Below are 16,215 nucleotides of genomic sequence, written 5' to 3'. Positions count from 1 at the left end.
ACCCAGGCCAACCACACAGCAGCGAGAGGTGATCGATGGGCGTCACGGACCCCGCCGGGCCGGTGATGGACCGGGACGAGGTGGACCGTGCGCTGGCGCGGCTCGGCCAGGAGCACGAGGCGATCGAGACCTCGCTGCTCGCCCTCCAGGACCACGCGGGCCGCAGACTCCTCGAAGGCGCCGACCTGACCGGCGTCACCAAGGAACGCTGGGCGGCGGCCGAGGCGTCGATCACCCTGCTGTGGGCGTACTTCGACGCCTACACGGCCACGCTGCGCTCCGCCCGGGAGATCCGCGCCCGGCGCCGCTGGTCCAGCCGCGAGGACCTGATGGAGCTGACCGGGCTGCTGCGCGGCGACACCGTGACGGTCCCGGGCAACGGGAAGCTCAGTGAGCAGTTCTCGCTCGGCACCCTGGTCGACCGGATGAACGAGCTGTACGCGTCCTCGCTGGACATGGTCGTCGCCGCCGACGCGGTCTGGTCGGCGCTGCCCGCGCGGATCGATTTACTCGCCGCGGAGCTCCAGCGCACCCGCACGCTCGCGCACTCCGTCGGCGTTCGCCCCGGCGAGCACCCGGCGGGCGACGACCTGGAGCGCATCACGCGCACCCTGACCAGGCTGCGCGAGGACGTGGTCTCGGACCCGCTCGCCTTCTGGGTGCCGGCCGAGGGCAGTTCAGCGCCCGGCGGCGGCCGGCCGGACACCACGGTGTACGACCGTGAGGCGCGCGCCCTGGAGGACGTACGGCGGGAGATCGACGCCGTGCTGACGGTCCGGCAGGACGCGGAGGCACGGCTGATCCGGCTGCGGGACGTGCTCTCCCGCGCCGACCGCACCCTCGCCGAGGCGCGCACCGCGCGCGGGGAAGTGCTGGCGAAGATCGCGGCGACGGAGGTGCCGGTGGTCAGCGGCCCGCCGACCGTTCTGCAGGAGCAGCTGGCGATGGCGGCCGAGTACCGGCGTCAGGCGCAGTGGCACCGGCTCTCCCCGCTCCTGGAGTCGCTGGAGCAGAAGGCGGAGGACGAACTGCTGCGTGCCCGCGAGTCGTTGACGGCGGTCACCGCGCCGCTCGCGGTCCGCGCCGAGCTGCGCGGCCGGCTCGACGCGTACAAGGCGAAGGTCGCCCGGCACGGGCTGGCCGAGGACCCGCTGCTGGTCGAGCGGTACGACGCGGCCCGGCGCATGCTGTGGAGCGCGCCCTGCGACCTGCGGGTCGCCGAACAGGCCGTGCTGCGCTACCAGCACGCGGCGGCCGAACAGCTCGGCGCACCGTACGGCGGACCTCAGGACCGTAGGAGTGAGTCGTCATGAGTCAGGCACAGCAGGCGTGCCAGCGGCCGGGCTGCGAGGGGATGTACGAGGACGTCGGCGGCGGTGAGCTGTACTGCGACACCTGCGGCCTCGCGCCCGTCGTCTCGGCGAGCGGCATGGTCGGCTCGCCGCCCACGGGGATCACCGGTGGCGGCAAGGGTTCGGCGAGCAGCGGCAGTTCCCCCAGCTCGCGTACGTCCTCCCAGTCGGCCAGGTCGCGGCGCTCGGTCTCGGGGCGGCTGTCCCGCTCCGTGTCGGGCAGGTCCACCGGCCGCTCGGTGTCGGTGCGCAGCTCCGGTTCTTCCTCCGGTACGTCGACCCGGGGACGGCTGGGCGCCGGGCTGGTCTCGGTGCCGCAGGTGCCACGGCCCGACCCGCGCGCGATGGTGCTGGAGAACCCGGAGGTGCCCGAGCGGAAGCGGTTCTGCTCGCGGTCGGACTGCGGGGCGCCGGTCGGGCGGGCCCGGGGGGAGCGCCCGGGGCGCACGGAGGGGTTCTGCACCAAGTGCGGACACCCGTACTCCTTCGTGCCGAAGCTGAAGGCCGGGGACATCGTGCACGGCCAGTACGAGGTCGCGGGCTGCCTCGCGCACGGCGGCCTGGGCTGGGTCTACCTCGCCGTGGACCGGGCCGTGTCCGACCGGTGGGTGGTGCTCAAGGGCCTGCTGGACACCGGCGACCAGGACGCCATGGCGGCGGCGATCTCCGAGCGGCGGTTCCTCGCGGAGATCGAGCACGCCAACATCGTGCGGATCTACAACTTCGTGGAGCACCTCGACCAGCGCACCGGCTCCCTCGACGGCTACATCGTCATGGAGTACGTCGGCGGCAAGTCGCTCAAGGAGATCGCCAACGCCCGCCGCACCCCGGACGGCCGCCGCGACCCGCTGCCGGTGGAGCAGGCGTGTGCTTATGGCATCGAGGCTCTCGAGGCGCTCGGCCATCTGCACAGCCGCAACCTGCTGTACTGCGACTTCAAGGTCGACAACGCCATCCAGACCGAGGACCAGCTCAAGCTGATCGACATGGGCGCGGTGCGCCGCATGGACGACGACGAGTCGGCGATCTACGGCACGGTGGGCTACCAGGCGCCGGAGGTCGCGGAGGTCGGCCCGTCGGTGGCGAGCGACCTGTACACGGTGGGCCGCACCCTCGCGGTGCTCACCTTCGACTTCCAGGGCTACACGAACGTCTTCGTGGACTCCCTGCCCGACCCGGACAACATCGAGGTCTTCAGCCGGTACGAGTCCTTCTACCGGCTCCTGGTCCGCGCCACCGACCCCGACCCGGCCCGCCGGTTCGCCTCCGCGCAGGAGATGTCCGAGCAGCTGACCGGGGTGCTCCGGGAGGTCGTCTCGCTGCAGACCGGACAGGCACGGCCCGCAATGTCGACGTTGCTCGGGCCCGAAGTGAAGGTCACCGACGCCGAGTTGTTCCCGAGGCTGGACGGGGACGTGTCACTGCTGGGGGCGCGGCCGGTACGCAGCGGCACGGCCGCCGCACCCGCGCTTGCTCCGGCGTCCCTCGTCAAGCCCGTCGACAGTCCGGCCGCCGCCCTCGCCCTGCCCGTCCCGCTGGTCGATCCCAGCGACCCCAACGCGGGTTTCCTCGCGGGGCTGATGGCATCCGCGCCGGCCGAACTGATCAGCGCGCTGGACGCGGCGCCCGTACGGACCGTCGAGACCCGGCTGCGGCAGATCCGCGCCCGGCTGGAGAGCGGCGATCACCAGGCCGCGCTGATGGCTCTGACCAAGCTGGACGAGGAACGGCCCGACGACTGGCGGGTGGTGTGGTACCGGGGCGTGGCCGCCCTGGTCACCGGCGACTTCGAGGGGGCGGCGCTCTCCTTCGACGCGATCTACGACGCCTTCCCGGGCGAGGCCGCGCCCAAGCTGGCGCTCGGCCTGTGCGCGGAGGTGCTGGGCCAGCTGGACAACGCGGCCGAGTACTACCGTCTGGTGTGGGCGACCGACCCTAGTTTCGTGAGTGCCGCCTTCGGTCTTGCCCGGGTGCAGCTCGCGGCCGGGGACCGGCGGGCCGCCGTCCGCACGCTGGAGTCGGTGCCGGAGTCCTCCATCCACTACACGGCCGCCCGGGTCGCCGCCGTGCGGGCCCGGCTCAGACAGCGCACGGCGACCGCCGCCGACGTGGCGTTCCCGGACGACCTGACCGCCGCCGCAGGCCAGGTCGAGGCGCTGCAGACGTACGGTCTGGACCCGGCCCGGCGCGAGCAGTTGTCGGCGGAAGTGCTCGGCTGCGCCCTGGACTGGATACTCTCCGGAGGCCAGGGCAGCGAACGGCCCGCCGCCGCCGGACGGGTGCTGCTGGGCAGCGGTCTGGACGAGCGGGGGCTCCGCTTCGGCCTGGAGCGCGCGTACCGCACGCTGGCCCGGCTGGCGCCCAGCGGCGAGGAGAGGATCGAACTGGTGGAACGGGCCAACCGTTACCGCCCCCGGACGTGGGTGTAGTTGATGTCGCAGATGCCCCAGCAGACCGCACTGTCGAAGTGCCCGAGCTGCGCGGAGCCGCTCGAGTCGGGTGACCTCTTCTGCGGCGCGTGCGGATACGACCTCTCCGTCGTGCCCGCCCCGCCGCAGGACCATCCGACGCTCACCATGACCGGCTCCCCCGCGCCCGGGGACGGCGTGGACTGGCCCGCGCCCGAGCCGGGCGGCCCCGGCCATACCCCGCCCGCGGTGCACCTGCCGACGGACCTGCCGGGCACCGACTCGGGCGGGGGGCCCCTGCACCCGCAGGAGCCGGCCGCGCCGGGTGTGCGCTTCGACCGGCCCGCAGAACCCGACGACTACCCGTTGCAGGCACCGGACCCGCGCGCGGCCGCCCCCGCCACAGCGGAGGAGGATCCGGCCGATCCCCCGAAGGTCTGCGTGGCCTGCCGGGCAGGCCGGGTGGACAGCGACGGCTACTGCGAGAACTGCGGGCACGCCCAGCCCCGCGACAGCGACCACATGGAGCGGGAGTCGGGCCCCATCGCCGCGGTCAGCGACCGCGGCCTGCGCCACCACCGCAACGAGGACGCCTTCGCCGTCGGCCACACCGCGCTGCCCGACGGATCGCCGGCCGCCGTCGCGATCGTCTGCGACGGGGTGTCCTCGGCGACCCGCCCCGACGAGGCCTCGTCGGCCGCCTCGCAGGCGGCCGGTGACACCCTGCTGGCCGCCCTGCCGCGCGGCACGCATCCGCAGACGGCGATGCACGAGGCGATCGTCGCCGCCGCGCAGGCCGTCAACGCCCTGGCCGAGGAGCCCGCTTCGGCTCGCGAGCACGCCCCGCACACCAACGCCCCGGCCTGCACCATCGTGGGTGCGGTGGTCACCTCGGGGCTGCTGGTGGTGGGCTGGGTCGGCGACAGCCGTGCCTACTGGGTGCCGGTGGACCGCAGTGCGCCCCCGGCCCGGCTGACCGAGGACGACTCCTGGGCCGCGCAGATGGTCGCGGCCGGCCTGATGAGCGAGGCCGAGGCGTACGCGGACGAGCGCGCCCACGCGATCACCGGCTGGCTCGGCGCGGACGCCTACGAACTGGAGCCGCACACCGCTTCCTTCAAGCCGGACCGGCCCGGTGTCGTGGTGGTGTGCACCGACGGCCTGTGGAACTACGCCGAGACGGCCGAGGAGATGTCCGAGGTCGTCCCGGCGGACGCGGCCGACCGGCCGCTGCACAGCGCCCGGGTCCTGGTCGGCCACGCCCTGGACGGCGGGGGCCACGACAACGTAACAGTGGCCGTCCTGCCGTTCCCGGCGCCGCCGCAGGGGGCAGGATCGGCCTGAGGCCGCAACACCACGGGGAAGTCCCGGCGGACCGGAGGGGACCGGTCCGCCCACACGCACCGCCTCGCGTCAGCGGGGTGTCTAGGGGGATGTGAACGACCATGGCCAATTTCGCGAAGTCGAGCGTGCCGCAGTTCTCGGTGGACGTCTACCAGAACGAGTACCTGCCGGAAGGCGGCCGCGAGGTCAACGCCATCGTGACCGTGACCGCGACGGGCGGCGGCACGATCGGCAGCGCCGTCGCGGCCCGGTACGCGCCCGGTCACGGCCCCTCCGCCGCGGTGGCGATCATGGTCGACTGTTCGGGCTCCATGGACTACCCGCCGACAAAGATGCGCAACGCCCGCGACGCCACGGCCGCCGCGATCGACACCCTGCGCGACGGCGTGCACTTCGCGGTGATCGACGGCACGCATGTCGCCAAGGAGGTCTACCCGGGCGGCGGGCGGCTCGCGGTCGCCGACGCCACCACCCGTGAGCAGGCCAGGCAGGCGCTACGCCGGCTCAGCGCGGGCGGCGGCACGGCCATCGGCACCTGGCTGCGGCTCGCCGACCGGCTGCTGTCCTCGGCGGACGTCGCCATCCGGCACGGCATCCTGCTCACCGACGGGCGCAACGAACACGAGTCGCCGGAGGACCTCCGGGCCGCGCTGGACGCGTGTGCCGGGCGGTTCACCTGTGACGCGCGGGGCGTGGGCACCGACTGGGAAGTGAAAGAAGTCACAGGGATCGCCTCCGCACTGCTCGGCACGGCCGACATCGTCGCCGACCCGGCGGGCCTGGCGGCCGACTTCACGCAGATGATGGAGACGGCGATGGGCAAGGAGGTCGCCGACGTCGCCCTGCGGGTGTGGACACCGGTCGGTACGGCCATCAAGTTCGTCAAGCAAGTGGCGCCCACGGTCGAGGAGTTGACCGGTAGGCGGACGGAGGCCGGGCCGCGGGCCGGGGACTATCCGACCGGGTCCTGGGGGGACGAGTCCCGCGACTACCACCTGTGCGTCGAGGTGCCGTCGGCCGGTCTGGGCCAGGAAATGCTCGCCGCCCGGGTGTCGCTGGTCGTCCCACAACCGGACGGAACGGCACAGAACCTCGGCGCGCAGGGCCTGGTGAGGGCCGTGTGGACCGACGACATGACCGCCTCGACGTCGATCAACCCCCAAGTCGCTCACTACACCGGGCAGGCCGAACTGGCACAAGCCATCCAGCAAGGGATCGATCTTCGCAAAGCGGGCGATTTCGATGGCGCAACGGCCAAACTGGGGCGTGCTGTTCAGCTCGCCAGCGCCTCGGGGAACGCGGATACTGCGAAACTGCTTGCGAAGGTGGTGGACGTGGTCGACGCCGCGACAGGTACTGTGCGGTTGAAGACGAAGGTCGCGGAGGCCGATGAGATGACCCTCGAGACCCGGTCCACAAAGACTGTTCGTGTAAAGAAGTGACCCTGTAAGACACCGCAGGACATCCAGGAAGAGATCCGGACCTCCGGAGGACCCTCAGGAGAAGGGGAAGCGCCGACATGCCGACCTGCCCGAACGGACACCAGTCGGGTTCCGACGACTGGTGCGAGGTCTGCGGTCACCGCATGGCCGGTGCCGTACCTCCGCCCCCTCCGCCGCCGACCGCCGGTGGCTACGGCTTCCCGCCGCCGCAGGGCGCCCAGCCCGGCGGCCGCCCGCAGGCGCCCGGTGCGCCCGAGCCGGAGCTGTGCCCGCAGTGCCGCACGCCCCGCGAGGGCGGCGCGCCGTTCTGCGAGGAGTGCCGGTGGAACTTCCTGACCAACACCGCCACGTCCTACACCCCGGCCGCCCCGCGCCCGCCCCAGCCCCGTTTCGAGCCGCCGAGCGCGACGTACGGCGGCGGTGACTCGTACGAGTACCACGGCTCGCGGCCCTCACAGATGAACCGGCCCGCCGAGCCGATCCCGTCCTTCGGCAGCGAGCCGTCGGGCCCGACGCCGTTCGCCGCCGAGCGCGGCCCGTCCGGCCCGCCGCCCACCTCGGGCGGCCCGTCCGGCCCGGGCGCCTTCGGCGGCGGCCAGCGTCCGCCCGGCCCTCCGTCGGGCTTCGGCGGCGGGCAGGGGCAGGGCCCCGGTGGTCCTGGTGGCCCGTCCGGCTTCGACGGTCCGTCCGGCTTCGGTGGCGGCCAGGGGCAGAGCCCCGGCGGCCCTGGTGGCCCGTCCGGTCCGCCGCCCTTCGGCCGTGAGCCCTCCGGTCCCAGTGCGCCCGGCCCCTCCGGCTTCGGCGCCGACCCCTCCCGTCCGGTTCCGCCACCGCCCGGGCCGACCCCGCCCGCCGGTCCCGTCGGTGCCCCGCAGGCCTTCCAGCAGCCCGGCCCGCCCGCGCCGCCCGCCTTCCCGCGGGAGACCGGCCGGCCCCAGGCCGGCGGTCCGTCGTTCGGCGGCGGAGGCGACGACTGGGTGATCTCCCCGCCGTCGTCCGCCGGTCCCGGCGGCGGCCCTGGCGGTCCCGGTGGCGGCCAGGGCGGTGGCTACGGCTATCCGCAGCCCGGCGCCACGCAGGCCCCGCCCGGACCCGGCTTCCGGCCGGCCCCGCAGCAGCCGGCCACCTGGACGGCGACCATCGGGCCGGACCGCGACTACTTCATGGCGATGATGCACCGCTCCGGACCCGAGGCAGCGGGCCTCAACCTCCCCGCGTACTCGCCCGAGCAGCAGCGCACGCTCACCGGCAACCAGCTCACCATCGGCCGCCGCCGGCACTCCACCGGTGACACCCCCGACATCGACCTGTCGGTGCCGCCGGAGGACCCGGGCGTCTCGCACCAGCACGCGGTGCTGGTCCAGCAGCCGGACGGCAGCTGGGCGGTCGTCGACCAGAACTCGACGAACGGCACCACGGTCAACGGCTCGGACGAGCCGATCCAGCCGTTCGTGCCGGTGCCGCTGCAGGACGGCGACCGGGTGCACGTCGGCGCCTGGACGACGATCACGATCCGCCGGGGCTGACAGGCTCTAGAGGAGGGGCCAGGTGTACGGCCCCTCCGGGTCGTCCAGCCAGGCCCACGCCTGCTCGCCGCCGACCGTGACGCCGTACCGTTCGCGCTGCGGCCTGCCCTCACCCTCCCACAACGCGTAGGCCTCGTGCGGGTCGAGGCCGCCCCGGGTCAGGGCCAGCAGGAAGCGGAACGTCTCCTGCTCGCGGGCCCCGCGGGGCAGCCCGGCCAGGGACACCGCCCCGGGTTCCGCCCGGCCCGCGCCGCGCAGCGGCACGAAGTAGGCGGGTGAGGGCAGGAATCGGCCCTCGGCATGCCCCGCGTCCCGGACGGTGAGGACGAGCAGCCCGGTGGCCATCGGGGTCAGGATGCGGGCGCCGGGGCGGCACTGGGCGAGCCAGACGCGCGGCACCGTGGGCAGCGTGCAGGTGGCGATGATCCGGTCGAAGGGGGCGCGTCCGGGAACTCCGCGCGCGCCGTCGCCGGTGACGACGGCCGGGTGGTACCCGGCCGCGGCCAGGTGCTGCCGGGCCGAATCGGTGATCTCCGGTTCCAGGTCGACGGTGGTGACGAGGTCGTCGTCGCCGAGCCGGTGGGCGAGCAGGGCCGCGTTGTAGCCGGTGCCGGCGCCCACCTCCAGGACCCGGTTGCCGTCCTCGACCCGCAGAGCGACCAGCATCCGCGCCATCAGCGAGGGCTGGCTGCTGGAGGAGAGCAGTTCGCCGTCGCGCAGCCGGGTGGCCAGCGGGGCGTCCGCGTAGGCGCCACGCACCCAGCGTTCCCGGTCCCGGGGATCCGGGCTCTCGCCCCAGCGGCGCTCGTAGCCGCCCTGGACGCCGACGTAGTAATAGGGCACGAACAGGTGCCGGGGCACCTCGGCGAAGGCCTCGCGCCACACCGGGTCCTCGTCCCAGACCCCCTCGGCGTCGATCGCCCGCACGAGCGCGGCCCGCGCCGTGGCGGCGAGTTCCTCGATCTCCGTGTCGTAGGCGCCCATACACCCACAGTAGGGGCGAGTCGGCAGCAGCAGTCCTAAGCCTCCGGTCCTGGGTCACCGGGTCTGAGACCATGGACAGGTGAAAGAGATTCGGCGCGGCACGCTTCAGGAGCAGACCTTCTACGAGCAGGTCGGCGGGGAGGAGACCTTCCGTCGGCTCGTCCACCGTTTCTACGAGGGAGTCGCCGAGGACCCGATCCTGAAGCCGATGTACCCGGAGGAGGATCTGGGCCCGGCCGAGGAGCGGCTGACCCTGTTCCTCATCCAGTACTGGGGCGGTCCCACGACCTACAGCGACAACCGCGGCCACCCCCGCCTGCGGATGCGGCACGCCCCGTTCACCGTGGACCGGGCCGCGCACGACGCCTGGCTGAGGCACATGCGGGTGGCCGTCGACGAGCTGGGGCTGTCCGAGGAGCACGAGCGGACGCTGTGGAACTACCTGACGTACGCGGCCCAGTCGATGGTGAACACCCCGGAGTGAGCGCGCTCGGCTGAACACAGGCGCGGCCGGTCGTCGGCCGGCCTCCGCGCCGGAGTGCGGGCGAGGTCGAGGTGACCCTCCCCCGGTCCGTCGCCCTGGAACTGGAACCGGACCGCATCGGGGTGCGGCCGGACGACAGCGAGGACAGGCAGAAGGGTCAGCGCACGCTGATGCCGAGGGTGCCGAGTCCCGTCCGCCGCACGGCGACGGAGCCGTACGGCGTCCGCAGCCTGAGCCATGCCCCGGACGAGAACAGCCCGGTGTCGGCCGCGCCGGTGCCCGGCCGCAGGAAGCCCAGGGACTGCGCCGCGTGCACGGCCCGCACCGGAAGCCGGGTCTGACCTATCTCCCGGGACCAGATGTCCCGCCCGATCCGGTCCAGCTCGGCGCGGGTACGCCGCTCGGGCGCCAACTCCTCGGTACGGGACCGGAATTCGACGACCGCCTCGGCCACCGTCGTACGCAGCACGTCCGGCGCGGGCAGCCCCGGCTCGGGCCGCCAGCCACCGCGCGGCGGCAGGACGCCGGCCCACGGCGGTCCGGTGACCGCGGCCGGTACGGCGGCCGTGGCCGCCCGTTCGTCCAGGGACTCCAGGAACTCGCCGGCGGAGACGGTCCCGTCGAGCGTGACGTCGAGCCCGTTCTCGTACGGCTTGGCGAGCCGCACCGTGCGGACCACCAGCACCTCGAAGGACGGCGGCCGCCCGAACACGGCGAGCGCCGTCCCGGCCGCCTGCAGGCGCACCGCTGCTCCACGGTCGTAGTGGAGCAGCCGGGAGAGGAAGGCGGCGAGGTCGGCCGCCTCCGTCTCGTCGGCGAGGTGCAGCACCGTCATGCGGCGACGGCCTCCTCGTCGGCGTCGTCCCGGTACTTCTGGAGGAACTCCCGCTCGTCGGCGGTGACCCGGCGCGGACGCTGCGTCTCGAAGTCGAACAGGACGACCACGGTGGACGCCTGTACGTAGACCACGTCCGCGTCCTTCACCTCGTAGGAGACGGTGAAGGACGCGGCCTTGACCTCCGTGACCCACAGCTCGATGGCCACAGGCGTGGGCCGGTGGGCGAGCTGGCGCCGGTAGTCGATCTCATGGCGCGCCACCACGGACCCCTGCTTGGACTCCTTGCCCCTCAGGGAGAAGAAGTCGATCCGCGCCTCCTCCAGATAGCGGAGGAAGATCGCGTTGTTGACGTGGCCGTACGCGTCCATGTCCGACCAGCGCAGCGGGCAGTGGTAGATGTGCCGCAAGATCGATCAGCCCCGGGTCAGCTTCTTGTAGGTGGCGCGGTGCGGACGCGCGGCGTCCGCACCGAGCCGCTCGACCTTGTTCTTCTCGTACGACTCGAAGTTGCCCTCGAACCAGAACCACTTGGACTCACCCTCGTAGGCGAGGATGTGCGTGGCGACACGGTCCAGGAACCACCGGTCGTGGGAGACGACGACGGCGCAGCCGGGGAACTCCAGCAGCGCGTTCTCCAGGCTGGAGAGCGTCTCGACGTCCAGGTCGTTGGTGGGCTCGTCGAGGAGCAGCAGGTTGCCGCCCTGCTTGAGGGTCAGCGCCAGGTTGAGCCGGTTGCGCTCACCGCCGGAGAGCACGCCCGCGGGCTTCTGCTGGTCCGGGCCCTTGAAGCCGAAGGCGGAGACGTAGGCGCGCGAGGGCATCTCGACCTGGCCGACGTTGATGTAGTCCAGCTCGTCGGAGACGACGGCCCACAGCGTCTTCTTCGGGTCGATGTTCTCGCGGCTCTGGTCGACGTACGAGATCTTGACGGTCTCGCCGACCTTGATGGAGCCGGAGTCGGGCTCCTCAAGGCCCTGGATCATCTTGAAGAGGGTCGTCTTGCCGGCACCGTTGGGGCCGATGACGCCGACGATGCCGTTGCGCGGCAGCGTGAAGCTGAGGTCGTCGATGAGGACCTTGTCCCCGAAGGCCTTGTTGAGGTTGTTGACCTCGACGACGATGCTGCCGAGCCGCGGCCCCGGCGGAATCTGGATCTCTTCGAAGTCCAGCTTCCGCATCTTGTCCGCTTCGGCGGCCATCTCCTCGTACCGCGCGAGACGCGCTTTGGACTTGGCCTGCCGCCCCTTGGCGTTGGACCGCACCCACTCGAGCTCTTCCTTGAGCCTCTTCGCCCGCTTGGCGTCCTTCTGCCCCTCGACCTTGAGACGGGTCTGCTTCGTCTCCAGGTACGTGGAGTAGTTGCCCTCGTACGGGTAGGCACGGCCGCGGTCCAGCTCGAGGATCCACTCGGCCACGTTGTCGAGGAAGTACCGGTCGTGGGTGATGGCGACCACGGTTCCCGCGTACTTGGCGAGGTGCTGCTCCAGCCAGTTCACCGACTCGGCGTCGAGGTGGTTGGTGGGCTCGTCGAGGAGCAGCAGGTCGGGGGCCTCCAGCAGCAGCTTGCAGAGCGCGACGCGGCGCTTCTCACCACCGGAGAGGTTGGTGACGGGCCAGTCACCGGGCGGGCAGCCCAGCGCGTCCATCGCCTGCTCGAGCTGCGCGTCGAGGTCCCACGCGTTGGCGTGGTCGAGGTCCTCCTGCAGCTTGCCCATCTCTTCGAGGAGCGCGTCGGAGTAGTCGGTGGCCATCAGCTCGGCGATCTCGTTGAACCGGTCGAGCTTGCCCTTGATCCCGGCGACACCCTCCTGGACGTTCTCCAGGACGGTCTTCTCCTCGTTGAGCGTGGGCTCCTGCATCAGGATGCCGACGCTGTAACCGGGCGAGATGAAGGCATCGCCGTTCGACGGCTGCTCCAGCCCCGCCATGATCTTCAGCACGGTCGACTTACCGGCACCGTTCGGACCGACGACGCCGATCTTGGCACCCGGCAGGAAGTTCAGGGTGACGTCGTCGAGGATCACCTTGTCGCCGTGCGCTTTGCGCGCCTTGCGCATGGTGTAAATGAACTCAGCCAAGAGAAACCGTCCGGCAGCTTGAAATCTGGCAGTGGGCAGATACACCCCATCTTGCCTGACGGCCAGCCCCGGACGGAAACCCGTTTGACCCGGAAGCCCTGACCTGCGGTTTCACTGCCGCCGGGGTGGCTGGTCGGTCACTGTCAGTCGCCGTCGGTCGGCCTCGGGACCTCGGACGGCCCAGGGACGGCCCGGAGCGGGGGTAACCGATCGGCCACCAACGGCCTTGGCCTGAGCAAGCGGGCCCGTATCCGAGCCGTGGCAAACGGATACGGGCCGCAAGGAAGGACCGGTGGGGCCGAACGTGTCCCGGTCAGCCGGTCATGTGGCGGGCCGGCATCGCGGGGGCACTACCACTTGCTGCTGCACTCCAGCGGGTACAGGTCGCTGTCGAAGCGGACGCACACGCGGTACTTGAACTCCCCACCGCCGAGCATGTTCGACCAGTCGGTCTTGCCGTAGCCGGGCGTCCTCACGGACAGGGACTTCAGCAGCCTGCCGTCGAGGCTCCACTTCTCGATGGTCGCGGTGGAGTCGTAGATGTCCGGGTCCGCGTTGTTCTTGATCCGCACCCAGCCGGCCAGACAGTCGGCCGACCAGCGCAGTTCCGCCACGCGGCCGTTGCTGCCCACCGTCCGCTTCGTGGAGCTGCTGTCGTCGCACTTGTAGGTGGCCGGGCCCTTGTTGTCACACCCGGCGCCGGCACAGCCGGCGGCGTACGACGTACCGGCCAGCGGAACCATCGACAGCGTCGCCGCTGCCACACCGATGAGCGCCAGTCTGGCTGTGGTCTTGCGCATGGCTGAACTTCCCCCTCCACAGTGGAGCGCACCCGGCCGGTCAGTGCCGTGCGCGCTGTCGGCTGGTGATCTTTCCGCCGACCGAGTGAGCCTGATTCACATCGGCCACTCAAGTCAACGAAATTCCCAGGCCTCTCGCCTTTAAGACATGCTGACCGAAAAGCGACAGCGTTACGTGCCGATGTACTCGGGTGGAGCTGAGTACTTGCGCTCTGGTCGGTGCCGGGGCGAGCGGAAACGCTTGGGGCATGCGTCGAGGACTTCTGAAACCCGTTCCCCAGCTGCTGTCGATCCTCGTGCTGGCTGGGGTGTCGCTCGCGACGTGGGCTGCCTGGCTGGGCTGGGACCAGCATCGTGACGTGCAACCCGATGGCACGACGACCGGCCCCTACGAGGCGTGGCAGGTGATCGGGCTGGTGCTGACCTTGCTGGTACCGGTGTGCTGGGCGGCAGCCCACCGCTTCGCCGCAGGCGCTGTGCTCGGCACCACGGCCGGCCTCACCGTTGCCGCCTATGACGACTGGTCGGACGACTCCAGCGGCCTCTTCGTAGTCGGCGTGGGGTTGGTCATGATGGGGAGCCTCGCCGTGACCGCCCTCGTTTCCTCCGTGATCGCCTCCGTGAAACGAGAAGGCGGACACAGCGGCCACGCGGTCCGTCGTCGTTGAGCCGCGGCATCGTCCCCGTTCCGTCAGTCGCCCTCGTGCGCTTCCTTGCGGCGCAGTACCACCAGCACCGCACCCCCGATCACCACCAGCCCGATGGCCACTCCCGCGATCATCGGCGTGATCGCGGAGCCACCCGTGGAGGCGAGGTCGGTGTCGGTCGTGGTGGGACTTCCGCCCACCGTGGCGGGGCTGGGCTCGCTGAGGGTCTGGGTGGATTTCGTGGTGAGCGCGCCCTGGGTCTTGCAGTCGAAGACGCCCGTGAAGCGCCGGCTGAAGCCGTTCGGGCCGGTGATCGTGAAGTCGTAGGCCTGGTCCTCCTGGAGCGGGACGGTCACCGTGCGGGAGGCCCCGGCGGGGATGGTGTGCTCGACCCCCGTCAGCTGGAAGGTGAAGGGCTGGTCGCCCTTGTTGGCCGCGGTGACGTCCACGCCCCCCTTGGCGCAGTTCTTCCGGGCCGACACCGCCGGTATGGCACCCTTGGCCGCCCAGGTGGCGCCCGCGGTCGCCGAGACCGTCGACTCGCTGGAGCCGGCCAGGATCTGGGTCTGGCTGCGGCTGTCGGAGGCGAAGGCCCGGCCCACCGGCACGGTGGTCGACGCCTGCACGGTCAGCTGGGCCGAGCCGTCCGCGGCGGCCTCCGGGATGTCGAAGTACAGCCGGCTGCCGTCCTCCGCCGAGGTGATCACCTTGCCGGTCTTGTCGATGATCCGCACCCCGCTGGTGGCCGCGTCCGCGGGAGGAACCACCGTGACGCCGCCGGCGTTGGTGTGCACGGTCACCGGCCCGAGCAGATCACCGGGGCGGCCGGAGACCTCGGGCGGGTCCAGGGTCAGCGAGGCCTGCGGCTCGGCGCTGTTGCGGGCGCTCTTCTCCAGGTAGTCGGCGAGCTTCTCGGCCTGCGGATCCACGGCGTCGACCTTCACACCGTCCGAGTAGCGCCAGATGGCCACCTGCGTGCCGGCCGCCGCGTCCTGCTCGGTCAGGCCGTGCACGCCCGCCTGCCGGGCGAGCGCGGCGAGGTCGTTGACCTGGGGGTAGGAGTTCTGCAGGATCCAGCGGATCCGGCCGGCGTCCTTGTCGGTGCCCAGCGAGGTGCCGCTCCATGACGTCTCGTGGTAGCGGGCGTCACGCTGGGTGGGGTTGTGGATGTCGACGCAGTACGTCTGCAGGGTGCCGCCGCCGTCCACGGACATCTCGAACAGGCCCGCGGCCACCCGCTGGTCGCCGCCGTCCTCGTGGATCACGGCCTCGCCATAGGTCTTCAGGCCGTTGATCGTGGCCGTCGCGCCGCCCTCGGTCTGCGGTCTCTCCTCGGCCACGGCCGTACCGGCGCCGGACAGCGCACCCGCTGCCACCAGGCCGGAGACCAGCGTCACAGCGCCGAGCCGGGCCGCTGTGACGGACCGAGGAAACCCAGAGAACGCAGCAAGCACAGAATTCCCCTTCGAGCAGGACCCGTTGGACGTGGGGGACGGTCCCACCAGCAGAATCGGCAGCCCCGAGGGGCACGCCCGGCATCTTATGGATCACACGGACCTCGCTCGGTCGGTCATATCGTCTGATGGCCGATCCGATCCGGAATCGTTATCGCCGGGACCGGATGCGAGCTGCGCTTATCGACAAATCCACCGACTCGGCCGGGGTGTTGGGGATGGTCGGACCGCATGCGTCGACAAGCCGCAGATCGCAGATCGGTTGCATCACGCCTCTGACGTCACGTCACTGCCGCCGGTTCCGCCTGGTGTTGCGCCGGGTCGCTGTCCGGGGCACCGGCGGGCGGTGTCTCCCAGTTCGGTTCCGGCCGTACCGCCGCCGGTGCCTCCGGCTTCGCCGCCCGGCGGAAGGAGGCCGTGCCCCGCGCCAGGTCGTGGCCGATGGCCACCGCGTCGATGTCGGCCGACGCCCGGCTCTGCTGCCCCTCACGCAGCTCCGTGCGCACCTTCAGCCGGCCCTGCACGACCACGGGCTGCCCCACCTCCACCGACGCCGCCACGTTGACGGCGAGCTGGCGGTTGGCCCACACCGTGAAGAAGTTGGTGTGCCCGTCCGTCCAGGCGCTCTTCTCCCGGTCCCAGTAGCGCGAGGTCACCGCCAGCCGGAACCGTGCCGTCGGCCCCGCCGCCACCTCCCGGTACACCGGCGGCGTCGCCACGTTGCCCACCACACAGACCACGGTCTCGTTCATCGCGAACCCCTCCCATGCCCGGCCGCCCCTTGCAGCCGGGCGGACACGCGTACGGGCCCCTCCCGTACGGCTGCATCTGCCGTGCCCGGCGCACACATCCCGTCTG

14 protein-coding genes are annotated in these 16,215 nt (G+C 71.8%); 7 read left to right on the top strand and 7 right to left on the bottom strand.

The genetic code is table 11. The annotated features are described in order from the left end of the window. Positions 1 to 35 precede the first annotated feature (35 nt). The 5 genes from AQI88_RS25345 (at position 36) to AQI88_RS25325 (ending at position 8,072) form a co-directional block, all read left to right on the top strand. Positions 36 to 1,313, top strand: coding sequence for a coiled-coil domain-containing protein (locus tag AQI88_RS25345; RefSeq protein WP_067003405.1), 1,278 nt, complete (start codon positions 36 to 38; stop codon positions 1,311 to 1,313). Then, positions 1,310 to 3,781 (top strand): serine/threonine-protein kinase, encoded by a 2,472-nt coding sequence (locus AQI88_RS25340; protein ID WP_067003403.1) that lies wholly within the window; start codon positions 1,310 to 1,312, stop codon positions 3,779 to 3,781. The genes AQI88_RS25345 and AQI88_RS25340 overlap by 4 nt, the downstream gene beginning before the upstream one ends. Before the next feature lie 3 nt (positions 3,782 to 3,784). Further along, positions 3,785 to 5,104, top strand: coding sequence for a PP2C family protein-serine/threonine phosphatase (locus AQI88_RS25335; RefSeq protein ID WP_067003401.1), 1,320 nt, complete (start codon positions 3,785 to 3,787; stop codon positions 5,102 to 5,104). 101 nt (positions 5,105 to 5,205) lie between these two features. Further along, a complete protein-coding gene (locus AQI88_RS25330; protein WP_067003399.1) occupies positions 5,206 to 6,546 on the top strand; it encodes a vWA domain-containing protein in 1,341 nt (446 codons plus the stop codon). 77 nt (positions 6,547 to 6,623) lie between these two features. Beyond that, positions 6,624 to 8,072: an FHA domain-containing protein gene (locus AQI88_RS25325; protein ID WP_067003397.1), complete on the top strand. Its 1,449-nt coding sequence runs from the start codon at positions 6,624 to 6,626 to the stop codon at positions 8,070 to 8,072. Between the two features lie 6 nt (positions 8,073 to 8,078). On the opposite strand, the gene AQI88_RS25320 is transcribed toward AQI88_RS25325, so the two are convergent. After that, a complete protein-coding gene (locus AQI88_RS25320; protein WP_067003395.1) occupies positions 8,079 to 9,056 on the bottom strand; it encodes a methyltransferase domain-containing protein in 978 nt (325 codons plus the stop codon). A gap of 79 nt (positions 9,057 to 9,135) precedes the next feature. On the opposite strand from AQI88_RS25320, the gene AQI88_RS25315 reads away from it, so the two are divergent. Next, positions 9,136 to 9,540: a globin gene (locus AQI88_RS25315; protein WP_067003393.1), complete on the top strand. Its 405-nt coding sequence runs from the start codon at positions 9,136 to 9,138 to the stop codon at positions 9,538 to 9,540. A gap of 157 nt (positions 9,541 to 9,697) precedes the next feature. Here the strand turns inward: AQI88_RS25315 and AQI88_RS25310 are convergent, their stop codons facing one another. The 4 genes from AQI88_RS25310 to AQI88_RS25295 form a co-directional block, all read right to left on the bottom strand. Then, complete coding sequence (locus AQI88_RS25310) at positions 9,698 to 10,375, bottom strand: DUF8185 domain-containing protein (protein ID WP_067003392.1); 678 nt, start codon at positions 10,373 to 10,375, stop codon at positions 9,698 to 9,700. Continuing rightward, on the bottom strand, positions 10,372 to 10,785 hold the full coding sequence (locus AQI88_RS25305; protein ID WP_067003391.1) for an acyl-CoA thioesterase: 414 nt from the start codon (positions 10,783 to 10,785) through the stop codon (positions 10,372 to 10,374). Before AQI88_RS25305 ends, AQI88_RS25310 begins: the two co-directional genes overlap by 4 nt. Positions 10,786 to 10,791: 6 nt before the next feature. Continuing rightward, positions 10,792 to 12,456 carry an energy-dependent translational throttle protein EttA gene (gene ettA, locus AQI88_RS25300; RefSeq protein WP_079057783.1) on the bottom strand — a complete coding sequence of 555 codons (1,665 nt, stop codon included), beginning with the start codon at positions 12,454 to 12,456 and terminating at the stop codon, positions 10,792 to 10,794. A 350-nt stretch (positions 12,457 to 12,806) separates the two neighbouring features. After that, positions 12,807 to 13,256 (bottom strand): DUF2690 domain-containing protein, encoded by a 450-nt coding sequence (locus AQI88_RS25295; RefSeq protein WP_067003389.1) that lies wholly within the window; start codon positions 13,254 to 13,256, stop codon positions 12,807 to 12,809. A 248-nt stretch (positions 13,257 to 13,504) separates the two neighbouring features. Between AQI88_RS25295 and AQI88_RS25290 the strand changes: the two genes are divergently transcribed. Further along, positions 13,505 to 13,924, top strand: a complete 420-nt coding sequence (locus tag AQI88_RS25290; protein ID WP_067003388.1) for a hypothetical protein — start codon at positions 13,505 to 13,507, stop codon at positions 13,922 to 13,924. Positions 13,925 to 13,947: 23 nt separating this feature from the next. Here the strand turns inward: AQI88_RS25290 and AQI88_RS25285 are convergent, their stop codons facing one another. Next, a complete protein-coding gene (locus tag AQI88_RS25285) occupies positions 13,948 to 15,300 on the bottom strand; it encodes a Cys-Gln thioester bond-forming surface protein (protein ID WP_208615896.1) in 1,353 nt (450 codons plus the stop codon). A 338-nt stretch (positions 15,301 to 15,638) separates the two neighbouring features. Then, on the bottom strand, positions 15,639 to 16,109 hold the full coding sequence (locus AQI88_RS25280; protein WP_067003380.1) for a single-stranded DNA-binding protein: 471 nt from the start codon (positions 16,107 to 16,109) through the stop codon (positions 15,639 to 15,641). Between the last annotated feature and the right edge of the window lie 106 nt (positions 16,110 to 16,215).

This window comes from Streptomyces cellostaticus, assembly GCF_001513965.1.
GTDB classification, from domain to species: Bacteria; Actinomycetota; Actinomycetes; order Streptomycetales; family Streptomycetaceae; genus Streptomyces; species Streptomyces cellostaticus.
The sequence above is the reverse complement of the archived record's forward strand: the minus strand, read 5'-3'. Positions and strand labels throughout refer to the sequence as shown.